Below are 25,129 nucleotides of genomic sequence, written 5' to 3'. Positions count from 1 at the left end.
GATCCTATTTTTGATTTTTTAAGGAGGAGCAGAATGATCATCTGGGCAAATCAACAACCTACCGACATGCGAGATGCAAGAAAAATGTACGTTATGTGTAAGAAGGAGTCGAAATCCGGCGGTCACTCCGGCGCATTCTTCAGCGCAACCAAGTAATCACATTATATAATAATATTTTACACATTGATGATTCCCACCTCTTCTCTCATGCCAGTGATCGTCGGATTAACAGTCCGGGTATCAGTCGCATATGCTTACAAATAGATGAAGAATCCAAAGTAGTTTTCTACCTGGCACCGAACCGGTGTGCACAAACCGAACCGGGGCCGAACCTGAACCATTTATTATAGCGCGCTTGCACTCTCTCCCTCATGCAAAACAACGGTTTGCAGCAGCTTCCTCCGAGCTTTTTCTGAGCATCGTTCCGAAACCCAATGGTGGCGAGTACCGGCAGTGAAATCGGCAGAAACGAACTAAAATCGCCTAGGGTGAGACCCAAAGGAACCGGATGGAGGGGTAAACCATTCCTATTCCGGAGAGGCTACACAGTGGGCGCTATGCATGCGCCCGGGCCCGGCCTACGCTGCATTCGTTTTAATATTTATAAATCAATAGAATTCTGATTTGTGGTAGACCAAATTTAGGCATATTTGGTCATATTTTTGAATAGCGTGGTCAGCATTCTGGTCAACATTAAATAGCATAAGATCACCTAGATGCTATGTACTGGACTGATGACTTAGAATGAGATATTGCGCTTAAGTCTGATTGTGTTATCCGTGAAAGCGACCCATTTGAAGCGCATATACTATCGAGACGAGAGATAGATAAATAACAAAAGATGAGTTCAAAGTTACTGATATTGGAAAGCTATCAGCTTATAGGGGAATTACAAGATAAGACTGATAAATAGTAGTTAACCCAAGGAAAGACCCAAATATTATCTTAATGCTGGAATTATTTTTACTGAAAGTTGGTCAACATCCTAAATTTAAACTGGTGAAAAAGAATGACCATAAAGAAAGTATTAAGGGCACCTCTAAAAATTCAAGCTATAAAATGAGGCGCGTTAGGAGAAAGTAGTATTTTCTTGATTTGTCCAGGATAACACGTTGTTTCAAATGTATAATAATGAGATTATGCTCCCCGATATGAGTCCTCACCATGCAACTCGGTTTTTTTGACCTTGACAATCGATATGCTCAGCTAAGTAAGTTAAATGATCCGCTTGAAGAGCTGAATCGCATAATCGATTGGAATCTATTCGCTGATCTTCTTGCAGAGACAACGACGAAGCCCCGGAAAAGTGAAGCAGGCCGCAAACCCTTTGATCGGGTGATGCTATTCAAAATGCTGGTATTACAAAGAATGAATAATCTGTCGGATGATCGGCTGGAGTATCAAGTCCGGGACCGGTTGAGTTTCATGCGGTTTTTGGGACTTGGTCTGGCAGGGGTAGTGCCTGACGCAAAGACCATGTGGTCGTTCCGGGAAGAGTTGAAAGAGAACCATCTGATGGATCGTCTGTTTGCAAGATTCGATGAATGTTTACGAGAGTTGGAGGTAGAACTGAAGTCAGGTCAGATCATTGATGCGACCTTTGTGAGTGTGCCTAAACAACGCAATACACGTGAAGAAAACAAGATGATTAAAGAAGATGCCGTTCCGATTGAATGGGGACAGAATCCCCACAAACTGGCGCAAAAAGACATTGATGCGCGTTGGACGAAGAAGAACAGCGAATCATTTTATGGTTACAAAGATCACGTCAATATGGATCGCGATACCAAGCTGATAACCACATGGGAAGTTACTTCAGCGCAAATTCATGACAGTCAGGTTTTGGAAGAAGTGCTGCAATCCCCTGAAGTGGGAGGCGCAGATATTTATGCGGACTCAGCATACCGCAGCAATGCACAGGAAGAAAGTCTGGTCACCTCAAAATACACGAGTCAGATTCACGAAAAAGGCGCTCGCAATCATCCCCTCACGCAAGCACAAAAATCCAGTAACAAAGAGAAATCACGGGTACGTGCACGAGTCGAGCATGTGTTTGGTTCGATGACGAATGAACTGGGCGGAATCACGATTCGTACCATAGGTTATGGGAGAGCAAAAGTACACATAGGCTTACTCAACCTCGTCTATAACATCAAGCGTGTAGCGACGCTGATTCGAAAAGGGTATTTCAGTTTCGATAGGGTTAGTGCGCCCGAAATGGCTTAAAGGGAGCAAAAACGAGAAGATAACAACCCGAATCACCTTGAATTTAGAAAAATTTAATTATTGGACAGAAAAACTTTGAGAATCAAGTGAAATTGCCCTCCTGGTTGAATTGATTTGCTTTTTTTAGGTATTTTTAGAGGTGCCCTTAAGTAATAGGGCTCCTGTAAAAGTCTGGACTGATGAAGTTGATCAATGCACATTAGACCAACTATCTGATCTATCAGAGCTTCCATTCATCCATAAGCATATTGCTGTAATGCCTGACGTTCATGCTGGCATTGGATCAACTATTGGATCAGTTATTCCCACCAAAGGCGCAATCATTCCAGCGGCTATAGGTGTGGATATTGGTTGCGGTATGTCTGCGGTTAAAACATCGTTAAAAGCTTCAATGCTGCCTGATAATCTTTATGAATTGCGTTCAGAGATTGAGAAAAGAATACCTCATGGAAGAACCAACAACGGGGGGAGTGCGGACAGGGGAGCGTGGGGTAATCCAATTAAGTGTGTTTCGCACTACTGGAATACGTTTCTTTCTGATGAATATGAAGAAACCATTACTAAACACCCTAAAGCCAAAGGATATAACACTATTAGCCACTTGGGCACCCTTGGTACCGGGAATCATTTTACTGAGATATGCATAGATGAATCAGATTACGTCTGGGCAATGCTTCACTCGGGCTCAAGGGGAGTCGGCAACAGAATAGGATCATATTTCATTGAGAAAGCCAAGGAAGAAATGGAACGGTATTTTATCCTGGATAATCTGCCCAACAAAGATTTAGCCTACTTGGTTGAGCATACCGAGATATACGATGACTATGTTAATGCTGTGTCATGGGCACAGGAGTTTGCTGAACTTAACAGGCGGATCATGATGGATATTGTGTTGCAGTGTATGAGTAAATTTTTATCATCATTCACCACTACTGATGAAGCTATAAACTGTCATCATAATTATGTTGCAAGAGAACACCACTTCGGGATAGATGTGCTTGTTACACGTAAGGGCGCAATCAGAGCGAGAAAAGGTGATTTAGGCATTATTCCAGGCAGTATGGGTGCGAAATCTTACATCGTTGAAGGATTAGGAAATGAAGAATCCTTTTTCTCGTGTTCTCATGGTGCGGGCAGAAAGTTGGGAAGGAATGAGGCAAAGAGAATTTACACTGTTGCTGATCTGGAGGAGCAGACTAAAGGTATTGAATGCCCTAAAGATGAAACAAGAATTGATGAGATTCCAGCTGCCTACAAAGATATTGATCAAGTCATGGAAAATCAATGGGATTTGGTGAAGATTAAGCATACCTTGAAGCAGGTATTAAATGTTAAAGGATAATAACTAATCCCCACGCTATCGCCTGTCCAGGAGCCGCCGGACATGCATCGGATGACTTTACCTCCATGCCCACACGGCGACTGCCCCGCAGCGGCCCACTATGCGCGTCCGATGGGCAAGTTTGCGCCCCATTCTTCCCACGAAATTCCGATGAGCGGGATGGGGCCGGCCGGCACCTACCATATTCGCTAGTATGGTGAGAGATTATCTTGGTCTGAAGTTAACACTCCCTCTACTGCAGAAACAAGATATTCAATACCGTCAATTCCATGCCAGTTCAACAATTGGTATTTACCTCCAGCTGCATTGATTCGATAAACGTTGATGTCTTTATAAGTTAGCGGACTTCCTGCTTGACAGATTTCTGGTGCGCCAGGCGCTTGCAGGAAATATGCATTGCTTTTACCCACCACTGTACCGATCCCGAGAGCATCGATAAGTAGCGCTGTTTCTTCATCGATAGAAATAGCACGAGGCCGATCAGACCATCCGTTATCATAAATACGACACAAAAATGCGATGTTACGCCCCATGCGATCACGGGGTATTACGCGTGCATCACCGATTACGCCTTGAAGAATTGATAAATTCATTAAATCCCGATCAAGCGTAATGTACTTATTAAAAGGATCGGCAAGCGCTTCACTGGACGTCACGCCTTTGCTAAGAAGTGCGGAATAGATAAACTGGGTAAGAACATTCAGTCCTGCACTCGTTCCGCCAATTGGAACACCTTGCAATATGCGCTCATTAAGAGCTCCCTGCACGAGCGTTCTCTTCCAATAATTGATGTAATCGGATTGATCGCCGCCTGCAATCCATATTGCTTCAGCCTGATTGATAGTGTTGATGACAAATTCATCATTGGCAGCTTCTATAGTTGGAATGATGAGTGTTGCAACTGAGTTACTATTTGGGCACAGCTGCTGAATATAAGGGTTATAGGCATCTGTTCCAGTTGCTCGGATTACCAGAAAGTCTCCATTGCCACTCAATTCACACATCCACTGAAAAGCTGCGTCTACATCGATACCCGCACCCATTAGTACTATGCCTGATTGAGCGGTTGAAGTGATATCAGCCTGATTCCCCAAACGATAATATTCATAAGGGGGTTTCTTCTCAGCAATTAGGAGCAGAGAAAATGTCAAAAACAGCAGAACAGCTATATAACGCATCAATTATCGCTCCTTTTAACAGCGGATAAAAAGACTGCCACGACATTTTGATGTGACGGATCAGATTCAGTAAATATTTATTGAGACCTTTCCACCACGGAATTAAAGTCATATCTGATCAGAGCCTATTGATCATTTTTATAAATAATTGCAAATTCATTATATTGAAAGACTTGCATACCACTAGTAATAGTAGAGTCTGTAATGCTAGATTAATGCTTACCGATGAATTCTGGTCTAAGCTTGAGCAGAAAAAAGAAATGATACCCTATAGATAATACTCCAACCCGAAATGATGATTTAGGCTTTGCTCGCCTAGAGGAACGTCTGTGGATTATTGCTGAATACATGACCAGGCCATGTAAGTAAGAGTAAAAGCTTAAACGTAGTAGCATTGGGCTTAGGCAAAGTGAACTCCACGCTACCGCCCGTCCATGGGCCGCCGGCAGCGCACGGGATGACTACCCCCATCCCCTCAGCAGGCAACTATGTACGCGCCAGAGGCTAGTTTGCGCCCTACTCCTCCCGAAAAAAGGCGGCGACGCAGGCTGATCTGCACCCGTTCACGCTGCATCGCTACCTTGATTCTGCCAATGCATTTTCAAAGAATCATATTTTTTTATAAACCTGGCTACTACACTTCTGTCTCGTTATTTGGTACATTTTTAAATCTGTATTAACTTTGTACCCCACTTGGATTTTAATTTCAGAATCATTTGTTGCATGGATATCTACCTCATGCGCCATAGGCGTACTAATTATAATGATCTTGGCCTGTGCAACTATGATCCTAACCGAGACGTCCATTTAACAAAAGTAGGCATAGAACAGGAACAGGAACAGGCGCATTCAGCAGCACTGACGCTGCGTCATGTAGCATTTGAGCGTATTGTAGTTTCTCCACTAACACGCACATAAACAGCAGAGGTAATAAGCAGAGGTAATAAACTGCTACCACTCAGTGCCAATTGAGGTTCAACCTGATCTTGCTGACATCCGCTCTGGCTTTGAGGGCAAACTAGTATTTGACCATTTTGTAGCGATTATTTATGATCCGCTACGAAAGCGCGTAAATGACAGTGAATCGTTGCTTGATTACAAGCTGCGTGTATTACGCTTCATCGACTGGCTAAAAGGACACAAGGATAAAACATTAGTGGTAGTCGCACACGAAGATACCATGCGGGTATTTATTGCCTATTTTGAGGGCCGCATCGAGGATGATCAATTGAGGGAAATGCATATTGGCAATTGCAAATACCGACAGTACAGGTTGAATTGCACTTAAATTCGCCAAGATTACAAAAACAATTCAACGTTTCAAACTATCATTGTCTACATCGATTGCAAAAGCCTGTCCAAAACCAGCAACATATCGTCCGCTTTCCTGACGTAATGCAAATAGATGAAAATCTGGTAAGGCGCATAATACGCTGACAACATTGCCAAATTTTTCTTGCAATGCTTGTATCCGCTGCGTATATGCCTCAGTATCCCGCATTATTTCTTTTACACTGCAATTTAACACGGCTCGCTCGCGTGCAAACAGATTATGAGATTCTGATTCCGGACAAATAAACATTATTGATGCTTTTGGATTATTCAGTAAATCGACTGTATGGCTCGCCAGTTCACTGACATAGATATAATAGAGCCCAGTATCATCGCGCACAAAAGGGGCATAGCTGATATTTGGGACACCATCAGTCGAAGCGGTAGAAAGTAATAAGGTTTTTTGAGACGCGATTAGTTTTCGATAACGATTGGTAAGCTCATCGAATTCTTGCTGATTTATTTCACTCATCGGAGAACACGGACACTTCAATAGTTATAGGACAGACTATTTTATACGCTCAGTTTATAACTGACCAAGCTGTTTAGCTTAATCTCTAAAAATACTCGCGCAAAGCCGTCGTCACCGAAGATACTCCTCTGGATGATCATTGGCTATATGGCTTATGGTATGGTTAGTGAAGATGAGAGCTAAGTGAACCCGAGTTCGGCTTAAGCGGGATGAGTTCCACGCTATCGCCCCTCCAGGCGCACCGGGTGCGCACGGTATGACTACCCTCATGTGCCCGCCCCGCAGCGGCCCACTATGCGCGCCCGAGGGGCCGGTTTGCCCCCCACCCAACCCCGAAAACTGCCTCGGACCGGGCCAGCTAGCACTTACCCCCCACTGCATAACTTTCTTGATTTTACTCAATTCATAGTTTGCCACTTCTTTCACTAGCACAAACTTTGGATCTTTTCGAAGCTATCTGATTCCAAACACGCTACTCTAGCCCAGTTCATAACTGGGCTGAGTTTTCTCTTTATGCCTTTTATCACGAAGGCACAAATAATCTAAGCTCAGAAATTTTTGGTCACTTATCAGTAAAAGTAATGTATGCAAATGAATTATTGCTTATATTTTTGTAAGCACTTAGCATTCTTATCAAATTAAACAGCACCTTGCTTTTCTGGATGTCACTAATCTCGCTCGCGATCGCTCATCTCGGACACAGTCCGTTACCTCGACCCGATTCCAGATTGAGCGGGTCTCTGCGGTCACCGCAATCCAAAGTATGTAAAGGAGGACATGATGGCAAACCAACGTGAACCAAAGGATGAGATTAATGACGCGATGTTTGATCGCCCGAGAGTAGTCATCCGCTTCCGTGATGGTATTCAGCTAGCTGACCGACCTGACCTGGAAGATCAGATCGAGCATACGGGTATCGGGCCGTGGAAGAAGTTGACAGAGGAGTTCCCCGGCCTCAAGTTAAGCCCAGTCTTCACTCATTTCAAAGGAAGCGACTTACAGGAATTGACGCGCCGCGCGATGGAGATGGATCCGACTTACAAACCTACCAACTTCAGCGCATTCTACTATATTGATGCACCGCCCGAGACCGACCTTGTTGAACTGGTCAAGACGCTCCTGCGCTGGAACAGCGTTCGAGCAGCATATATCGACCAGGCTGGGCCTGATCCAGTCGTCAATGCAGCAGATGATCCCCGCTCCGTGAATCAGGGCTACCTCGATCCCTCGCCAGACGGTATCGATGCGGAGTACGCTTGGGCATTTGTTGGCGGCGACGGTGCAGGACAGCGGTTCATCGACCTGGAGCGAGGCTGGACGCTGAACCATGAAGATATTACGGCGCACGGGGCGTCGCTGCTGCATGGCACGTTACTTGACAGTTCTCGCGCCCACGGCACCTCAGTCCTGGGCGAAATCTGCGCTGTGGACAATGCGGTTGGGTGTATCGGAATCGTCCCAAATATCGCTTCTGTGGATGTCGTGTCTTACAACGGGAGCACACGCCCGGATGCGATCTTCGCCGCCATCACTAACCTGAACTTCGGTGACGTTCTGTTGTTGGAAGCCCAGGTCTATCTCAACGGTACAACTCTGCTCGGACCGATTGAGGCATATGATGCCGAGTACGAAGCCATCCGGCTGGGCACAGCGCTCGGCATCATCGTGGTCGAAGCAGGTGGGAACGGGACTGACAACGGCTCCACACCACCGCTAGATATGGACACATACACCACCTTGGCGGGTCAGGCGATCCTCAACCGCGATGCTGCTAATCCAGATTTTCGAGACTCGGGGGCGATCATCGTTACCGCTGCGAGTTCGACGGCACCTCATACCCGACTGGCCTATGCGCCCCACGGCAGGCGTATTGACTGCTATGCCTGGGGTCAGAACATCAACACCCTGTCCTCTGACGCAGGCGGCTCGACCACTGCCTATACGGCCGGCTTCGGTGGTACGTCAGGCGCTTCACCCATCATCACCGGCGCAGCATTAGCAGTGCAGGGTCGCGCGGAAGCGCAGTTAGGCTTCCGCTTCAGCCCCCGGCAGATACGGGCCATACTGAGTAATCCGGTGACAGGGACACCATCTTCCATAACCGAAACCACGCAGATCGGGGTTATGCCCAATTTACGCAACATTTTTGACACGGTCTTCAACACTGCACCGGACATCTACATTCGTGACTTCGTTGGCGATACCGGCGAGCCGCACACCGGTGCCATTTCTGCGAGCCCTGACATCATACTCAGACCCACGGCGGTCGCAAACCCGCAGGCCGAGTTCGGAGTGGACAGCGGCACCGAGAACATTGCGACGCTAGGATCGACAGCGGAAATCGGCCAGGATAACTATATCTATGTGCGCGTGTTGAACCAAGGCGGTTCGCCTGCAGCGAACGTCGAGGCTACTGTTTTTTGGTCTCCTGTCGCCACGCTGGTGACACCGGACCTGTGGACGCTGGTGGGCACGACCATCCTTCCGAATGTGCCGATTGGCGAGCAACTGACCGTGTCAGACGCCATCGTCTGGCAACAAGCCGATATACCTGGCCCCGGGCACTATTGCTTTGTCGGGCTGGTCGGCAACGCCGCAGATCCGGCGCCAGGTCCAGCTGATTTCTTAAATTGGGACAACTTCCGGCGCTTCATTCGGGAAAATAATAATGTCACTTGGCGGAACTTCAACGTCGAAAACAACGATCCCGACGTGGAAGATCCGACGGTTCCTAAAGGTTTTAAGGCGCTCAAGTTCCTTGCGCCAGGCACGCCAGACAAGGCCCGATATATGGCACTAGAAGTGATAGGGAAACTCCCGGATGGGGCCAAGGCAGTGCTTGAAGTACCGCTGATTTTCTACGAGCTGCTCCATGAGTGCCATCAGCTCGGTATGGCATCGATAGACCGCAAACGCGCCGTTGCGCTTATCCCGGTCAATCCGCACGGGCGCATGCATTTCGGCGAGGTTTTGTTTCCGATCAAGTCACGCACGGCGCTCCGGTTGCTGGTCCAGATTCCCGAGAGGCACCGCAAGGAGGCCTATCAAATTGCGGTGCGGCAAATTTGGAAATGTGAAGAAGTGGGTCGAGTCACATGGCAACTTCAGCCAAAACAGGCGTCGAAAGGAATGAAGTGAGTTCCACAGTGCTGAGTTGAAGTTTATACGATCGATGAGTGTTTTCTCGGTCTACAGGGTATGAGCAAATTCTGGTCGATGCCAACGGACATTGGTCAGTCAATACATAGCCGAATATAACTGTGGACCAGCTTGCCAGTGTGCGTTGGCATTGGCACTACCCAAACGCTGGCTAAACTGGCCAACCATATTGCCAAGAAGCACCCGTCTTTCAATGGGGTATGCGATCTCTCAACCATGTCGCATGAACAATTCGAGGCTTTGTTATCTAACGTGAGTTCGGGATAAGAAAAGCAGCAAAAAGAACTTGAATTCCTTATGATGTGAACCGCCTCGGGTTTTTCAGAGATGAAATGACTTGAGAGGAGGAGAAGATGAAGAATCAAGTCAGTTATTCACAGGAAGTACGGGAACGAGCGGTACGATTGGTATATTTGAACAGCAAAAGGAGCATGAATCGCAGTGGTCGGCCATCAAATCGATCGCATCAAGATTGGCTGTACATCGGAGACGCTGCGAGCGTGGGTAAGACGGGCAGAAACCGATCAGGGAATTCGAGGAGGTTTGTCTTCATTGGATCGTGAGCGGCTCAAGCAACTGGAACAAGAACATCGTGAACTTAAACGAGCAAACAAGATATTGCGTAAGGCATCAGCATATTTCGCCCAGCCGGAGCTCGACCGTCGACCGAAGTGATGGTGATATTTGTTGATCAGCATAAAGAACAATACGGGGTCGAGCCGATCTGCGAGCAAATTCAGATTGCCCTGTCGAGTTACTATGACTTAATCAATTGAAAATGATTCAGAATGTATAGAATTTGAAGAGTATATCGACGGTTTAGTTTTGTTATTTACTCAGTATTTTGCACAGCGCTTATTTGTGTTAAATGGGACTAGGAGAATATTTTTTGAATCATTCTTAACTGATCAGGTTATATGAACACAAAGCACGCGAACGAGATTCTGATCGCTTGCCTGATCGCATCAAGCGTGATAAGGAGTTTGAAAGTAACATAGTGCGCGTATGGGAGAATAATCTCAAAGTTTATGGGACCAACAAAATCTGGCGGCAGTTGCTACGAGAAGGCATTGTTACTGCTCGCTACACTGTTGAACGACTGATATAGCGACAGGGGTAGTCAATATCTCTCGATCCGTTGTACGGAACTTCTGGAAGAAGCCAATATTGAAGCCTCTGTTGGTAGTGTCGGTGACTCTTCTTACTACAATGTGCTGGCTGAAACGATTAATGGATTATACAAACAGAGGTCATACGGCATTGCGGGCCCTGGCGCACTATTGATGAAGTGGAATTTGCCACTTTGGAATGGATGGATTGGTTCAACTATCGCCGGTTTTGGAGCCGATTGGAAATATTCCACCGGCTGAATTCGAAATGGCATATTATCGCCAATTGAAGGAGTCAACGGATGCAGCTTGACTTAACAAAACACGTCTCCGGAATTCCCGGGGCGATTCAACCGTAGATATGCTCATCCAATTACACATACGTTTTGAATCATTCTTAACTGGTTAAGCTGTATGCGCAGTCTTATGGCTAACAAAGGAAAAGATTGTCCTGAGGATGGAGTAGTAAAACGATTTTGGAACTGTATTCCAAAGACAAAGCTGATATTGAGGAAATAGGACTCGCTCCAGGAAAATTGATGTTTACCCGGAGCAAGTCATGCCGCAGAGATAATGTCTCTACTTAGAGCGTTTTGAGATACTCAAGCAAAGCTTTTTTCTCGTCTGAGGAAAGTGTGGTACCAAATTCGTGACCGCATCGGCTATTACCGGAATTTCGGTCACTGCAATCCGTTGTCTGCAACGTATAATCAAACTTAGTTTGCTCAGCAGAAATTCCGATATTGACGATATCATAAACCGGACCAACTTTGAATGAACTGACTCGTTCGGCTGCTGGCTTCAGCAACTCCGCTAATGTGGGTACAGAACCATTGTGAAGGTAAGGTGCAGCAGCCCAGATTCCTTGAAGAACTCTTGATTCATACGCGTAAGTAGGTTTAGCTGGTTTGGCTATTTTTTCAGGTACAGCCGGTACAATAAATGCGTCTCGGAGAGATTCAGTTTCGGGTGGAAAAGGTGACTTCAGACTATCTGCTTGTGCCCTATCCTTGATCTTCGATAGAATGGGAATGTAATGCTGGAGAATAGAGCCGAGGACAGCGGTTCCCAGAACGTTGAAGGCGGTATCAACTGGCTTGAGTGGAGCAGCGAGAAATGGAATTTTTGCACCTTCAAGCACACCTGTTTTCACAGTACGACCGAGAATTTCATATTCCTTTGAATCCGTATCAACATCCAGAATGGGAGTTTTCCAAGTTTTTTGCTCGAAAAACCTGGTTTCACCGGGTGCAATACCATGACAATCAGCGCAACCACCTGCTTGAGTCTTGCGTTCATAAATTTCTTTACCTTTGTTGGCAAGGGTTTGATCTATCTGCCATGGCCATTTGGGAGGACCAATTTTTTTAATCAAATCTTCCAATGCGAGTAATCCCGAGAAATTAGCCGAATTAGTGGCTAGATAGTCAATACCGAGTATATCGTCCACATCCTTTTTAGGATGAAAAATAGCAAATACTCCGTAAACTTCTCCGAGATTTCGGGAAAGCGCCAGTATGCTGTTGCCATTACTGGCGAAACCAGGCCATTGTGTTTTGTCCTGAATTGCAGCATTCCAGAGAAACGGATAACGTACCGGTGCATTAGCTGGCTGGATATTTTCAGGGATCATGTAAGTAGGGGCAGGACCGATGTCTAGCCCAGCGAGCCGATTGAAGATCATCGATACAGCATCGAGTCTTGCAGGGCCCCAAGGCTGCGTGGGGAGTGCGCGTTCTATCAATGTATGGTAAGGTAGATACCAGGCTTTTACTTCCTCTCGTAGTTTCTCCTTATCTGCCGAAGTTGATGACGAGCCGAGTACGGCATGAGCGAAATCGATGAATGCTTGTTGGTTCGTCAAGACCGTATTCACCGCAATATCGAGATCAGCAAGGAAACTTTGGAAATCAACGATTCCAGGGCCGCCATCGATTCGATATGAAGTACCAGCAACCTCGATTTGACGCGTATGGCAGGCAGCACAACTCATGCCTATTTCCTGTCCGTTCCCCCCGCTGTTAACAGTAAATCCAACCGGCAACCCGGCGGGCCGGCTTGCTTCATTGATTAAATAACCATAACGACTAAGGCTTTCATCCATAAATGGCTTGCCATTTGGCTGCTTTAAAGCGACTATCCATCGAAGCGGCATAATCTGAGATCCTTGATCTCGGCTATAGAAGTCGTTCCGGGTAGCAGCTGTCCACTCTGTGCCTTGATCGATAGTCACCGTTTCTGCGGCGAATAAAATCGCAGGTAACAGCCAGGCAAATACTGAGACGATACTGCCAATCCGGGATACAAACCCGATTTTCAACATTTACTCTCTCCTTGAAGAATGAATTAGAATATAGTTCACAGCATCCTTGATAATTATTATTCTGCAGCTGCTTTACTCACAGACATGAAGATATTGGCAGAGGATAAATCCTTTTTAGGCCTACCTGCTAGCTACCCTGCGTACAGAATGATAAGAATTTATTAGTACGTTCGATTTAATTTCCAGGATTCATTTTTTCCGAATACCCTCTTATATAACTATATATGCTGCCAGGGCCAAGCTGGGAATGGATGCGCAATTAGCATAGAATATGCCAAAGGTATATAGTAAAAGAAGAAGAACGCCTTTCTTCTCACTATTTGATCATTGAGATTTGCTGGGAAAGTGGTATATCGTAAATATTCCTATACAAAAAGATTGTTTGTCTTTTCTTCATGACTTTTATTTCTTAAAAAAAGATTATTTATTCTTCCTATATCTCAATTAGCGAAACACAGCAAAAAATATTTCCTCTGACAACACTTAAGGTTAGTGTGTTCCGATGTTTCCACCTCTAATAAGCTTCGACGTCCAGACACTACTGGTCGCGGTTGCGCTGGCCACGATGCTCTCAGCAGTGACTCGCATCCTGTTATGGCGCACTCATCCCGGGATACCCGGACTCGGCCATTGGGCGGGGGCCAGTGTGCTGGGAACAGTGGCACTTTTGATGATTGCTATGCGCAATGTTGTTCCCGAATGGTTGGCATTATCATTGGCGCAAATGCTCATCGCGATGGGCTTCATTATCCTATGGGATGGTTTCCGCCGGTTTGTAGGCCGCGCTCCGTTGTCGCGTCCAATTCTGATGGTCCTTATTGTGTTTGCAATTGGTTTGATCGTGGCTTCGAACGTGTTGCAGTCGTTGAGTTTTCGCACGTCGAGCAACGCCTTATGGGTAGCGCTGCTTTCGGCCATGGTTGCACAGGAGCTATTATCGGCCGCCCGTCCGTGGGAAATTACGATGCGTGTTTCGGGCTGGCTTTACGCGATCAGCGCAGCGCTATTCTTTGTTCGCAGCTTCGCAGTAGCGACGAGTGACGCAACCGTTGACCCTTGGAGTCCGGATGGGCCAACCCCGTTGATGTTGCTCTGGTGGCTGTGCTTCACTATGGGCGCGACGCTCGGCATGGTGCTCATGGCAAGTGAACGGCTTCAGAAGGAGCTAGACCATCAGGCGAGCCACGACCCGCTCACTGGAGCCCTTAACCGTCGTGCCTTATTGATGTTTGCAGAAAAGGAGCTGGCCCGTTGCCGACGCAATGGACAACCCTTGTCTGTACTGATGATGGATCTGGACCACTTTAAGGCCATCAATGATCACTTCGGTCACCAAGGCGGCGATGAGTTCCTATGTCGCTTCGTGTCTTCTTCCCAGCGGGTGTTACGTACCGAGGATGTGTTCTGTCGCTTTGGCGGCGAAGAATTCCTGGCGCTTCTTCCGGGCATTACTTCCGAACAAGCATTGCTGGTTGCAGAGCGCATCCGTAGCGCCTACCGGAGTGAGATGGAGAACATCACGACGATTTCCCTTCCGTTCAACGCCACGGTTAGTATCGGAATCAGCCAATACCGCCCTGAGGAAGAGATTGACGATGTCATCCTCCGTGCTGACACCGCCCTTTACCAAGCGAAAGCGAATGGGCGCAACCGATGCGAATTGATGGAATTTTGTGGAGCGGAGTAGATTCCTCTAGACCTTCATCGGATACACGACTAATGGCCCCAGTTAATAAAATCGCGAGCTCAAGCCAAGTCGAGTTGGGCTTAAGTGGGGTAAGCTCCACGCTATCGCCCGTCCAGGGGTCGCCGGCAACGCACGGGATGACTACCCCATGCCCCGCCCCGCAGCGGCCGACTATGTGAAGTGGTACCCAAAAACTGTACAGGTTGTTAAGCTCTGGCAGAATTAAAAAGGCGCTTAATAACAATGAGTAAAAAGCGCATACAATATTCGAGCGAATTCAAAGCAAAACTAGCGCTGGCAGCGATACGTGGTGATGAAACTGTCCCCCAATTAGCAGCGCGTTATAATGTACATCCCACGCAGATCAATAGCTGGAAACGGCAACTCATTGAGCAAGCTGCCGAGCTGTTTTGTAAAAATAATACTGCCGCCAATAAGGAGCAGCCTACAACAGATGACCTGCACCGGGTTATTGGTCAATTGGCGGTAGAACGCGATTTTTTAGCAAGAAAGCTCAATCATTAAGTCTTGTAGAACGCAAAGAGATGATTGAGCCCCATGGCAAACTTAGTCAAACTCGTCAATGTCAGCTGCTGGATCTGGCGCGCTCAACTTATTATTATCAACCGCAACCAATCAGTAATGCTGATCTGGTTCTGCTGCGCATGATGGATGAACAGTACTTAAAGACGCCACAATATGGCTCACGCAGTTATGCTACCTGGTTTCAGCGCCAGGGAATCATGTTAGGGCGCAAGAAAGCCTCTTCCTTAATGAAGACACTCGGTATTGTCAGCATAGCTCCAAAACCCAGGACCAGCATCTCAAGCAAACAGCATAAGGTCTATCCTTATCTGCTTAGAGAACTTGTCATTAATAAACCCAATCAGGTTTGGGCTGCCGACATAACCTATGTCCCCATGGAGAAAGGCTTTGGCTATCTGGTTGCCATCATCGACTGGCATTCGCGTAAGGTGTTGAGCTGGCGCTTGTCCAATACCTTGGATACTGACTTTTGTACTCAGGCGCTGGAGGCAGCCATCCAGGATTATGGCTGTCCACAGATCATGAATACCGACCAGGGCGTACAGTTTACCAGCGAAGCATTTACCTCCATACTAAAAGATCATCATATTCAGATCAGCATGGATGGCAAGGGGTGCTACTATGACAACATTTTTGTTGAACGACTTTGGCGGACAGTTAAGTATGAGCTTTTATATACCAGAGAATTCAATAATCTGAAGGAGATAAAGCAGAATTTATCCACATGGTTTGAATGGTACAATCAAGAACGATTTCATCAAAGCCTTGACCGTCTTACGCCTGATGAAATCTACTATAGTGATCCAAGAATTGATCGGGTTGCCTGAACCTGTTTAACTATACATATCAGAGCTGAACTTTCTTTCAGGTTGTCCAGTTACAGGGAACCACATCAATGCGCGCCTGAGGGGCCGGTTTGTGCCCTACTCTCACCAAACCGCCGGGGCAGGACGGGGCCGACCGGCACCCTTCCCACGCCGCATTGCCTCTACCATTCTGCCAGCGCACTGATCACCGTCTATACAGCATCTTCCTGACTAACCGCATTCCCAAATGATAACGCCATCGACGACATCATTTACCGTCTCGTATTTAGAAGCATTAAGCAGAGAGATCAAGTTGTGATTGATCAGGCTAACTGTCTCCTGCTCATCAGAAGAAATGAGTCGATTTTGAATACTACATTCTTTATTCAGCAGATTTGCGGGTAGGACTTGATTCGGTGACCCTGGGACACCAGTATCTCCGCAACATAAGGGAATGCCTTGCTCATGGAGGTATGCCAATCTAATCTTTTCAGAGTGTGCAGATTCCCCAACAATGCCAATATCGGAGCCTGACTTACTTGATTCGCCAGCTTTTCATTTAAACTTAATTTGAATGGTGTAAATCCTATCTTCATTTACAGACTGTGCAGATAGACAAGCATTCTTAGACTAGTGCTGTGCTTAAGCAGCGCACCGATAGAACGCATCCATCTCGAAGCACTGATTAGATATCACGCAATTTCAATATTAAGAACTCCTCGTGAAGGCGTGACAGAAGTCGAGCACGTTTTTGAAGCTCGCGGAGTCCCTCAACAATAGGGTCCGAATCCTCCGGCGCTATATAACAAGCAAAATCTATCACTGCCTGTGTGGCGTGCAATGTAATCGCATTAAGCAACAGTGGTCTCGGCGCATGCCACTTAAAATCAGCACGAAAAGAATTCTCATCAATGTCTTCCAAGTGGTATTCGACCAAATCTTGCCAATTTCCGTGTATTGTATGGGAAACGCCACCAAACGCAGCAACATATGCCTCCTCGAGCCCGACCGCCTTCGCTCTTCCGAATATGTTATGAGCTCCCCAGTTCCGGTCTTTTGTCTTTGGTCCATCTTCAACATTATTTCCTGAAACTTGAAAACTTCATTCGATAGAGTTAATCATTCGGCGCTCGATTGTTAACCCCTGTCCACCCCTTACTTCGATATTTACCTTGATCCGTTCGAGAAGCTGCCTTTCGTGTTGTAGCGAATATCTGCGGTACGAGAAAAATAATTCCTCAGACGCATAGGCAATCAAGTACCGGAGGTTGATAATGCATTCAAATGCCAACCGCCCTAATACGAAGGATATTTCTCTACGATGCTTGCAAGTTTGATCGAGCAAGCCGTCAATAAGTTTGTACAGCCTGACGAGATCATCACCGAGAATCGCTTGATCTCTGTTCCAACTTCGTGTCTTCACCGGATACAGATTGCCTACAACACAAACATAGGATCCGACCTCAATCAGGAGAGATATTGAAAGTCCAATGAAATCAGCCTCAGCGTCGAATGCACGAACCTGCTCTTCGTCAATCTCAGTCCTTGAGATATCCTGCGTCTCCGCTATAACTGACTCTACGAGCCCATTCATGTGATGTTTTAAGTTGGAATTTACTGGCTAGAGTGGATTTTCGCGCAAATCCGGTGAAAGGAGAAATTAGCCCTCACATTGCGTTTCTTTGATTGGAAAGGCAGATAGCTCAAGGTGGCTGATGCGCAGCATATTTGGACGGTTTGTGCCCCAAACAAAAGGTGTAGTATCAGTTATTTCTTTAATGGGGACTGACGGCAGAACAAGCTTCACTCTTCCCTCTGCCCCCTGGAAAGTAGTGCTCCAACAACAGTGGTGTCGCGCAGAAGTGCTGCACCGTGAACAAAGGGCTCGCTTCGCTCTCCTTGAGTATGTGCAAGGAAGCCAACATCGTCATCGGTAAGATCTCGGTCGAGCTCGTTTGCAGTACGCCACTTTGTAGAAAGTGTCAGATGAATTTCGATATCTCCAAGTTGCTCGCCTGATGACAGCACCATGTTTGTGTCAGGGGCTGGACGAAGCACTAGTGAAAAAGACTCAGAAGATATTGTGTTGCCACTTTCGCTATGAAGCGACATAGTAGCGGACGCCCGCGCAACTGAGAGGTGTAAGTACGTGGGGAACATATAAGACATATATGACGCAATACACTACTTTAAAAAATGAAATCTAACATGGCAAGCTACTATTTATTCCTTATTTATTTATAGGTGATATGCTATACCATCAGCCTAATTTACAAGTAAACTGCTTGAGTTGATAGCATTCACAGTTTTAATAACTAGCGTGCACCATTAAGGTCGTCATCATTAGCTAACAGCATGGCGTGCGTAAAATTTACCGATACATGGATGCCAGTATTAAGATTATATTTATTTGCTAGCGATTGGCGTATGATTGTTGGAAGACGCTTGTGTGTCATCATAAGAGACCACGACGAGTGCATATTGGTTTAGCATTACATTAAAAATAATTTGCTGGTTTGATGCCGTATAATCAAGCGGTCTCAATCCGGGTGTATTAGTCGAGTCGGGCGAGGTCAATGCTACACCAGTTACTTCCTTGCCATCCGGAATCTTAAGATTGACGGAGAAAGTAGTTGGCTCTACTGTAAAAGAGCCATTGACACCGATAAAATTCACGAATTGCAGAATCGTCTGGTTGCCAAGCTGAGATAACTCGAAATGGACGCGGCGGTCCGCATCGGTTGTCAAGGGCATTGTATTGGTTGCCTGAACGGCACCAGATAATTTCTCGAGTGCTGTTGCATCGCTGGAGACAAAATAGTCTTTCCCCAACGAGGCAGAAAAGAAAAGTACGCTACCAGTACCAAATGTGTTTTGCTTCTCGGCAGGAAGCGAGTCGCTCTTGCTAAATCCCAGCAGATCGGCTAAAGCATAGTCAGCTCGAGCAGTTCCATATTCATCCAGAGCGGTGGGATTGGCGCCCGTTACAATCAGATTGCCGCCGTTTTCGACATACTGCTGCAGGATTGCGGCTTCGGTATCAGAAATTGCCTGAACTGCTGGCAAGATTACTGTTTCATAGGGCTTTAGCTCTGCTGAATCAACTGGATTGACAACGATTTCAAAAGGAATATGTTGATGCACCAGCATTTTCACCATACCGCGATACTCAGCTAAATATTGCCGTTCGTAGGCGCTGTCAAGCTGGTTGGTAGTCCACCAAAGCGGGTCGTTAGATGTCGTATCAGTATATAGCCCGACTCCCGCCGCTTGATCAACATAGTCACGACTCGCGGACGAGTAAAGAACTGCAACTCGCGCACCAGGTTGCGTTTCAAATAAATAGGGCGAGTTTTCTTGAGCCCAACCAAACATACGGGTACGGTAGTCGGCGCCTACAGACGTGGTCATTTGCGGGATTTTTGTTTCATATGGATTGTTGCGTGTAGCCAAGGCTTCTGCCATCACCAATTCAGCATCATCGCTAAGCTGACCATAAGTAAACACCCAGGATGGCTTTTTACCTGAGGCCGCTCGTCCGAATTTGTTCATAGCGATGAGAGATATCCAATCGTCTTCTAAAGAAGAGCGCATACCATTCCCATCGCTCAATGCATCGATTTCCCAGACGTGCGTGATTCCTTCCAAATTCTTCAAGTCGGCTCCATCTAACGCAATAGCAGTCGTCGCGTTGTAATCTAGAGTGACAGTTTCAACAATTAGAGGGAATTCGGGATTGATAGCCCGGCCTGCGCTCGCCACATCACGTAAAAACAAAGCTATCTCTTGGCGGCGCCAAGCAATCCAACGCCTCCAGGTTGGATCCGTCCAGTTTTCGGCCACTGGTGCATCAAGACCTGTATCAGCTTTAAACTTTGCAATTGCATAGGGATCAAAGCCGGCCCAGTCTACGCCAATATCGTTAAACAGGGGAACGTCTAACCATAAACCATCGATTCCTGTGGCTGCTATCTTTCGGACACGGTCAAGAAAATAATCCTTATAAGGTGACTGAGGCGACATCCAAGCACTTTCCGCGTCCTTCTCGACCCAGTGAATGCGGCCACTACCGCCATAAAACACATTAGGTTGGCCGTCTATGCCAATTTGTACCCAATCCGGGTGATCTTTAAACATAGTGTGCTCAAGATTTTTGCCATTGGGAGTTAACACTTCCAGGCTCGGGTAATACCAAACTACCCTAAGGCCCCGTTTATGGGCCTCGGCCGCGAAGCTGCGCATGAGCGCTAGTTCCTGCTCGAACTGGGCATCGGTCAGGTAGCTAGAGAGATTAGAATCAGCCTCGATAACGGTGACCTTCTGGGACACCATATTAGAGATGATCTGGCCCATCTCTTGCGCTGTCATTTCTGTAAATAGCTCGGCACCACCAATCCTAGCAGTTTTGACCCAGCTATTAAACGCAGCAGGTTCCTCCGCTTGGGCAGTATTAGTCAAGCTGAGAGAAGCAAATATGCCTAGCAAAGCTAAAATAAAAGAAACTGTCAGTCCTTTCAGATCCATCCATCTTCTTTTTTCAATATACATTTTAACTGATAGTAGTAAGGAATAATATTTGCTGATAATGCCACCCATAAAGCATACAACCCTGTTCACGCTGTTATTAATAATCTCCCATCCGCTGTGTTAGCACGTCTTGGCTGCATTAAAAAACGCTGCTCATTGAAGGATAAACCGACTCCATCCTAATCATCCCTCATTGCTCATGAATAAAAAAATAACAGCTAATAAAGCAGATTGGCACTTGAAGCAGAGTAGAAACTATGAATTAAACCGATCTGTTATTGTTAACACATAAGATTAAGGAAATAAAATCTAGGAAGCAATAATGCAAATGTATACAATTTTTATAGCTATTCTAACGGCGCGGCGTTATGTTACTGCAGCCAGGGGGATAAACATATTGTAGCGTGAGTTCGACATAAGAATCATTACGCTACGGTTGAGAGAACACCTGAGAAACTCTAATACTAAGAGAGGATGTCTTCTCATGAATAATGATGAAACTCTTTTCCGGAGTCCACTTATCATAATTCATATTCCTTTTGCTGACTTTATTATCCCGAGATCACGTGATTGAAGCTATCAGATCAAGTTTGAGCCAATACACATAAGCATCTATATATTGACATATGAGGCTAATACTCTCTCTGTATGGGATACTAAATCAACAGCAGTTCAAAATTTATTATCTGAGATGGGTAATGCAGCACGCTACTCAAAGGAGACGTCAATGGATGTGGAAGTACTGATTGTCGGAGCGGGCCCGACCGGATCGATGCTCGCAAACCAGTTGGCACGTCGAGGGATGCGTCCTCTGATCATCAATCGTCATTCAGGACCGGCACAGCAGACGCGGGCGATGGCAGTACAGGCACGCACGCTCGAAATCTATTCGAAGATGGGTCTCAACGAGCAGCACACGCATTAGGTGCTATTGTTGGCGGTACAAATATGTGGGTAAACGGGAAGTGGACCGCCCGAATTCTCATCGGAGATATAGGTCAAAGCATGAGCCTATTTCCATATATCCTAACGCTCTAGGCCAGGACGACAACGAACAGATCATGGGTGCGTAACTACATGAGCTTGCGTGGACATACAGTGGAATACAGAATCCATAGCGATCGAACAGTATCCCGACTACATAGATGTCACGCTCAGGCAACTTGACGGCAGCACCCGCAGGCTTCGGGCAGTATGGACAGCAGGATGCGATGGCTCCCACAGTCTCGTTCGCGAGAAGAGCGTGATCACGTTTTCGGGTGCGCCTTACGAGCACGTGTTCTTTGTTGCGGACACGGAGGCGACGGTCACCATGACGCCAGTCAAGAGTTACCTCACCACTATCGGCTGCAGCACTTAGAAAAAATGATCCTGGGCTAATCATCGTCCCTTTTTAAGAGGGATTCATGTCCGCTTCCGCGCTATGGAATGAGTGGTACTGAAAGCCGATGGCTGGTTCTATCACACTATGTGGAAGCACAACCCGGAGTCCGACGCTCACTTGAGCGCACGCTTGAGCGCAACTCATAATTGTCATAATATAACAAGGTGTTACCCATTGACAACTCTTACTACCCTGCCTCAAACCAGTGACCGTCGGATTAACAGTTCGGAGCTTTATATTTATTTCCACAAAGAGAAGAGTAATCATACAAAAGCTTTGTGACAAAATTAATAGAAAAACTCAATCCAATTCTAATACACTATTCAAGTTTGGTACTGTCGACGACGCCAGAATTTCGCCATAGGCCATCGTGTTTCAGTAAGATAGTAGCTATGGCGTAATTTCTTATATTCACTATAGGATTGAATAACCTTATCAGCATACTCGTGTAGTACATTCGCACTGCCCGATAAATAGCGCAACACGATATCAGCTGAGTGCCATGCTTCTTCCAAACCCTTGGAAATCCCTCTTGATGCCAAAGGATCAAGAGCAATGGCTGCATCCCCAACTGCGAGCCAGCCATCTCCCGATGCGTATGAGAGACGTTGCGAGCGCGCACACCTGACCACCAACCCTCTTCCAGAAACACAGTTAGTCATGTTCGCACCAACATGATTAGTTTTATGAAGTTGGTTAATCCACCACGCATGCAGTGTCGCTTTGCCTCCTCGTGGTAACATATCAGCATCGGTCATGTACATGGTAACCGATCGGTCCGATGCTAATGGCGCGCGATACCACCAACCATTTTCAGTAGCCTCGATAAGCACCCGACCTCCATCCACGAATTCATTTCTATTCGTTCGCATATTTATCACAGCAAACTGCTGATCGTCGGCTTTAACGCTTGCGCCTTGGATTCGAGCAAAGCGAGCACGACGTCCAGTCGCGTCAACTATGAGCTTAGGGTATAAATCAATTATCCCACTTAGTGATTTCAAGGTTGCCAACCAATATGTTCGCTTCCATTCTGCAGATAGTAGAACTGTGGATAATACGATATTGGCACCAGCCTCTCGGCAACCTAATGCAAGATCTCGGTCAAATGCTGGGCGAGATAAATTTACTCCAACTCCAATCGGATGAAATAGGTAATCCATCCGATTTGGAGCCAAGTGACCCCAGTATGCATCGACACCACTACTGTTTAAGTGATTTTCATTGAACAAAAGATTATTCGGCACGAGCATATTAAGTGCTTGCACACCACTTGGGGGCAGGTGTTCACCAATCCGCAGCTGGGTGTAATTGCTTAATTCTGTAACCCATACATCCAATCCAGTTCGTGACAGTACAATTGCTAGCGCCAATCCGGCCGGTCCACCTCCAATAATTAATATAGAATCCTTCACAGCGTTTGAAGTATTAAGGCAGAAGCCTATCTGTCTCGATCAATTTTCCTGTAATGGGATCTCGAACAATAAGACCAAGCTTCGCCCAGTTTGCTACCATATTAAGGTGTCCATTTAATCCAACTCCGTTAATGCCACGATCCCAGCGTGTACCTTGATCCCCACCAGTGTTCACATACACGGGGCGCTGTGAGGGCCACCAATAAGCCGTACAATCGGCAAAGTCCGCCTGCCATGGAAGCGCCATTTTTTCTGTTAGAAATCCGGCTGGATGGTCTGGGTTCACTCTAAACTCGCGGCGCAGGTTGGGCCTTGGATGATACGTTTCAGCTCTAGCCATATCATAGGTAGCTTCGATGCCTGGAAAGAAAGAGCTACCAATGCAAGTTTCCAGTGCTGCCTCACACAACGCACGTGGTTGTAGTGCTATATCTATTTGGCTAAACGCTGTTGGCGCACGTTCCTGGCCTTCCCAATCAGCATCGAAATTACCAAGTACCCAATTCGTAAAATGCGCATGTTGATAGCGTGTGAGTGATGGAAAAACCCAGGTGGGACCGTTGGGATCCGGGTTCGCCCCGCTGTATAGTAATGGCATAGTACGTACCGGAGAGAGCTCTTCTGCACTATTGGCAGTGCTATTTAGTTTGGTCAGTCGAGCCATTAAATCAGCACGAGAGCGCTGGTCTTTCAGCTCACTTAAACGCGTAGCATCAGACAATGCGCGCGGAAAAGTGCTTCCATGGGCTGGTCGATGTACCCATCTAAGCATATCAGCACGTTTTAATATTGGATAAATATCTCGAGTAAAAGATGTTGTTCTCGGAGAGTCAAATGTGCCATCATTATTCATTCTCGCCATGCTCACGGCCTGATCATACCAAGTTACTACGCCGTAGACCTCTGGTGCAAAACGCGGCACGGTTATAACTACCCACGCAGATACAACCGGGTGAGTTGTGCCATCAATTTCTAGCGTCGCACCGATAGGCCCATCAGAGACACTGTCATACCATCCATCATTATCTGCAAAATGATCAGCAGAGAGATTTAGTGGTGAAGCGGATTTTCCAGGGCCACCGATTACTATCAGGCGACCTTGAGCATCGGTCATTATTGAGGCAAGCTCAATATTCGCCACATGATGACTTGGTATTCCTGGCTTGGCAAACTCGATAGAACCACTCATGCGTGTCTGGGGCTGATTAATTTCGGAGATAGTGCCCAAAGCTGAAATCACCAATTTCTGGCGATCATACCCATCATTTCTTAGTCTTGGTGTACTGCTTCGCGCTAGCGTATCCATAATGCGGAAACCGGCAGCCTTACGATTTGCCAAACCAACGCTCCATTCAATCTTCGTTTTACTGTTAGCCGTAATCTCCGCCGTCACAATTTCGTTTTCATTGACATCGATTTCCACTTTGTAGATGCGGAATCGCGTGCTTTGAGGCCGGAGCCCACCGTCTGATCCACGGTAGGGACTTTCCGGAGCGATACCTGGAGCTTCAGGTCCTTCAATAAACCCATCATTACTGTCACCGATGCGTGCAATCCCGATACTAGGATATATTCGGTATTCGACCCGCTGCTTATTTGCTGTCGACATTTCAGTCCCTCCGA

20 protein-coding genes, 3 pseudogenes and 1 other annotated feature are annotated in these 25,129 nt (G+C 46.6%); of the genes and pseudogenes, 11 read left to right on the top strand and 12 right to left on the bottom strand.

Translation table 11 applies throughout. The annotated features are described in order from the left end of the window. Window positions 1-1,164: 1,164 nt before the first annotated feature. The gene (locus AAW31_RS10315) at window positions 1,165-2,226 is read left to right on the top strand and encodes an IS5 family transposase (protein WP_046849671.1); all 1,062 of its coding nucleotides are present in this window, start codon (window positions 1,165-1,167) and stop codon (window positions 2,224-2,226) included. A 139-nt stretch (window positions 2,227-2,365) separates the two neighbouring features. Further along, entirely contained in the window at window positions 2,366-3,568 is a 1,203-nt protein-coding gene (locus AAW31_RS10310) for an RtcB family protein (RefSeq protein ID WP_046850180.1), read from the top strand. Window positions 3,569-3,625: 57 nt separating this feature from the next. Here the strand turns inward: AAW31_RS10310 and AAW31_RS23135 are convergent, their stop codons facing one another. Beyond that, window positions 3,626-3,751 (bottom strand): hypothetical protein, encoded by a 126-nt coding sequence (locus AAW31_RS23135; protein ID WP_258920388.1) that lies wholly within the window; start codon window positions 3,749-3,751, stop codon window positions 3,626-3,628. A 5-nt stretch (window positions 3,752-3,756) separates the two neighbouring features. Beyond that, on the bottom strand, window positions 3,757-4,746 hold the full coding sequence (locus AAW31_RS10305) for a cyanophycinase (RefSeq protein WP_052752188.1): 990 nt from the start codon (window positions 4,744-4,746) through the stop codon (window positions 3,757-3,759). Between the two features lie 738 nt (window positions 4,747-5,484). Between AAW31_RS10305 and AAW31_RS23130 the strand changes: the two genes are divergently transcribed. Both AAW31_RS23130 and AAW31_RS23125 read left to right on the top strand, forming a co-directional pair. After that, entirely contained in the window at window positions 5,485-5,664 is a 180-nt protein-coding gene (locus AAW31_RS23130; RefSeq protein WP_158441485.1) for a histidine phosphatase family protein, read from the top strand. A 25-nt stretch (window positions 5,665-5,689) separates the two neighbouring features. Then, a complete protein-coding gene (locus AAW31_RS23125) occupies window positions 5,690-6,034 on the top strand; it encodes a histidine phosphatase family protein (RefSeq protein WP_082110415.1) in 345 nt (114 codons plus the stop codon). A gap of 24 nt (window positions 6,035-6,058) precedes the next feature. On the opposite strand, the gene AAW31_RS10290 is transcribed toward AAW31_RS23125, so the two are convergent. Both AAW31_RS10290 and AAW31_RS10285 read right to left on the bottom strand, forming a co-directional pair. Beyond that, window positions 6,059-6,550, bottom strand: coding sequence for a HugZ family pyridoxamine 5'-phosphate oxidase (locus AAW31_RS10290; protein ID WP_046850177.1), 492 nt, complete (start codon window positions 6,548-6,550; stop codon window positions 6,059-6,061). A 111-nt stretch (window positions 6,551-6,661) separates the two neighbouring features. After that, window positions 6,662-6,967 carry a hypothetical protein gene (locus tag AAW31_RS10285; RefSeq protein WP_144412920.1) on the bottom strand — a complete coding sequence of 102 codons (306 nt, stop codon included), beginning with the start codon at window positions 6,965-6,967 and terminating at the stop codon, window positions 6,662-6,664. A gap of 363 nt (window positions 6,968-7,330) precedes the next feature. Between AAW31_RS10285 and AAW31_RS18980 the strand changes: the two genes are divergently transcribed. The 3 genes and pseudogenes from AAW31_RS18980 to AAW31_RS22770 form a co-directional block, all read left to right on the top strand. Beyond that, window positions 7,331-9,688 (top strand): S8 family peptidase, encoded by a 2,358-nt coding sequence (locus AAW31_RS18980; RefSeq protein WP_052752187.1) that lies wholly within the window; start codon window positions 7,331-7,333, stop codon window positions 9,686-9,688. A 462-nt stretch (window positions 9,689-10,150) separates the two neighbouring features. Next, window positions 10,151-10,264 (top strand): annotated as a pseudogene (locus AAW31_RS23615) (hypothetical protein); the annotation flags it as partial. A 77-nt stretch (window positions 10,265-10,341) separates the two neighbouring features. Continuing rightward, window positions 10,342-10,458 (top strand) — a sequence feature (AL1L pseudoknot). Between the two features lie 173 nt (window positions 10,459-10,631). Then, a pseudogene (locus tag AAW31_RS22770) lies at window positions 10,632-11,131 on the top strand (IS3 family transposase); the annotation flags it as partial. Window positions 11,132-11,401: 270 nt separating this feature from the next. Here the strand turns inward: AAW31_RS22770 and AAW31_RS10270 are convergent. Then, a complete protein-coding gene (locus tag AAW31_RS10270) occupies window positions 11,402-13,141 on the bottom strand; it encodes a di-heme-cytochrome C peroxidase (protein ID WP_046850175.1) in 1,740 nt (579 codons plus the stop codon). A gap of 670 nt (window positions 13,142-13,811) precedes the next feature. On the opposite strand from AAW31_RS10270, the gene AAW31_RS18975 reads away from it, so the two are divergent. From AAW31_RS18975 to AAW31_RS10255, 3 genes are all read left to right on the top strand, one after another. Further along, on the top strand, window positions 13,812-14,828 hold the full coding sequence (locus AAW31_RS18975; RefSeq protein ID WP_158441481.1) for a GGDEF domain-containing protein: 1,017 nt from the start codon (window positions 13,812-13,814) through the stop codon (window positions 14,826-14,828). 243 nt (window positions 14,829-15,071) lie between these two features. Then, on the top strand, window positions 15,072-15,353 hold the full coding sequence (locus AAW31_RS23610) for an IS3 family transposase (RefSeq protein ID WP_036503716.1): 282 nt from the start codon (window positions 15,072-15,074) through the stop codon (window positions 15,351-15,353). Window positions 15,354-15,373: 20 nt separating this feature from the next. Further along, complete coding sequence (locus AAW31_RS10255) at window positions 15,374-16,201, top strand: IS3 family transposase (protein WP_046848692.1); 828 nt, start codon at window positions 15,374-15,376, stop codon at window positions 16,199-16,201. A 210-nt stretch (window positions 16,202-16,411) separates the two neighbouring features. Here the strand turns inward: AAW31_RS10255 and AAW31_RS20680 are convergent, their stop codons facing one another. The 4 genes and pseudogenes from AAW31_RS20680 to AAW31_RS10235 form a co-directional block, all read right to left on the bottom strand. Next, window positions 16,412-16,660 (bottom strand): hypothetical protein, encoded by a 249-nt coding sequence (locus AAW31_RS20680; protein ID WP_144412917.1) that lies wholly within the window; start codon window positions 16,658-16,660, stop codon window positions 16,412-16,414. 205 nt (window positions 16,661-16,865) lie between these two features. After that, a pseudogene (locus tag AAW31_RS23230) lies at window positions 16,866-17,774 on the bottom strand (DUF5677 domain-containing protein). Window positions 17,775-17,983: 209 nt separating this feature from the next. Further along, the gene (locus AAW31_RS10240) at window positions 17,984-18,292 is read right to left on the bottom strand and encodes a hypothetical protein (protein ID WP_144412916.1); all 309 of its coding nucleotides are present in this window, start codon (window positions 18,290-18,292) and stop codon (window positions 17,984-17,986) included. Between the two features lie 294 nt (window positions 18,293-18,586). Then, window positions 18,587-20,776 carry a beta-galactosidase trimerization domain-containing protein gene (locus tag AAW31_RS10235; protein WP_082110412.1) on the bottom strand — a complete coding sequence of 730 codons (2,190 nt, stop codon included), beginning with the start codon at window positions 20,774-20,776 and terminating at the stop codon, window positions 18,587-18,589. Window positions 20,777-21,326: 550 nt separating this feature from the next. On the opposite strand from AAW31_RS10235, the gene AAW31_RS10230 reads away from it, so the two are divergent. After that, complete coding sequence (locus tag AAW31_RS10230) at window positions 21,327-21,632, top strand: FAD-dependent monooxygenase (protein ID WP_144412915.1); 306 nt, start codon at window positions 21,327-21,329, stop codon at window positions 21,630-21,632. Between the two features lie 57 nt (window positions 21,633-21,689). Here the strand turns inward: AAW31_RS10230 and AAW31_RS23890 are convergent, their stop codons facing one another. From AAW31_RS23890 to AAW31_RS10215, 3 genes are all read right to left on the bottom strand, one after another. After that, window positions 21,690-22,091: a hypothetical protein gene (locus tag AAW31_RS23890; protein ID WP_455565959.1), complete on the bottom strand. Its 402-nt coding sequence runs from the start codon at window positions 22,089-22,091 to the stop codon at window positions 21,690-21,692. Window positions 22,092-22,414: 323 nt separating this feature from the next. Next, entirely contained in the window at window positions 22,415-23,506 is a 1,092-nt protein-coding gene (locus tag AAW31_RS10220; protein ID WP_052752184.1) for an NAD(P)/FAD-dependent oxidoreductase, read from the bottom strand. Between the two features lie 13 nt (window positions 23,507-23,519). After that, window positions 23,520-25,115: a LodA/GoxA family CTQ-dependent oxidase gene (locus AAW31_RS10215; protein WP_046850169.1), complete on the bottom strand. Its 1,596-nt coding sequence runs from the start codon at window positions 25,113-25,115 to the stop codon at window positions 23,520-23,522. Window positions 25,116-25,129 lie beyond the last annotated feature (14 nt).

It is taken from the genome of Nitrosomonas communis, assembly GCF_001007935.1.
In the GTDB taxonomy this organism is placed as follows: domain Bacteria; phylum Pseudomonadota; class Gammaproteobacteria; order Burkholderiales; family Nitrosomonadaceae; genus Nitrosomonas; species Nitrosomonas communis.
This window is presented reverse-complemented; position numbering and strand designations above follow the sequence as displayed.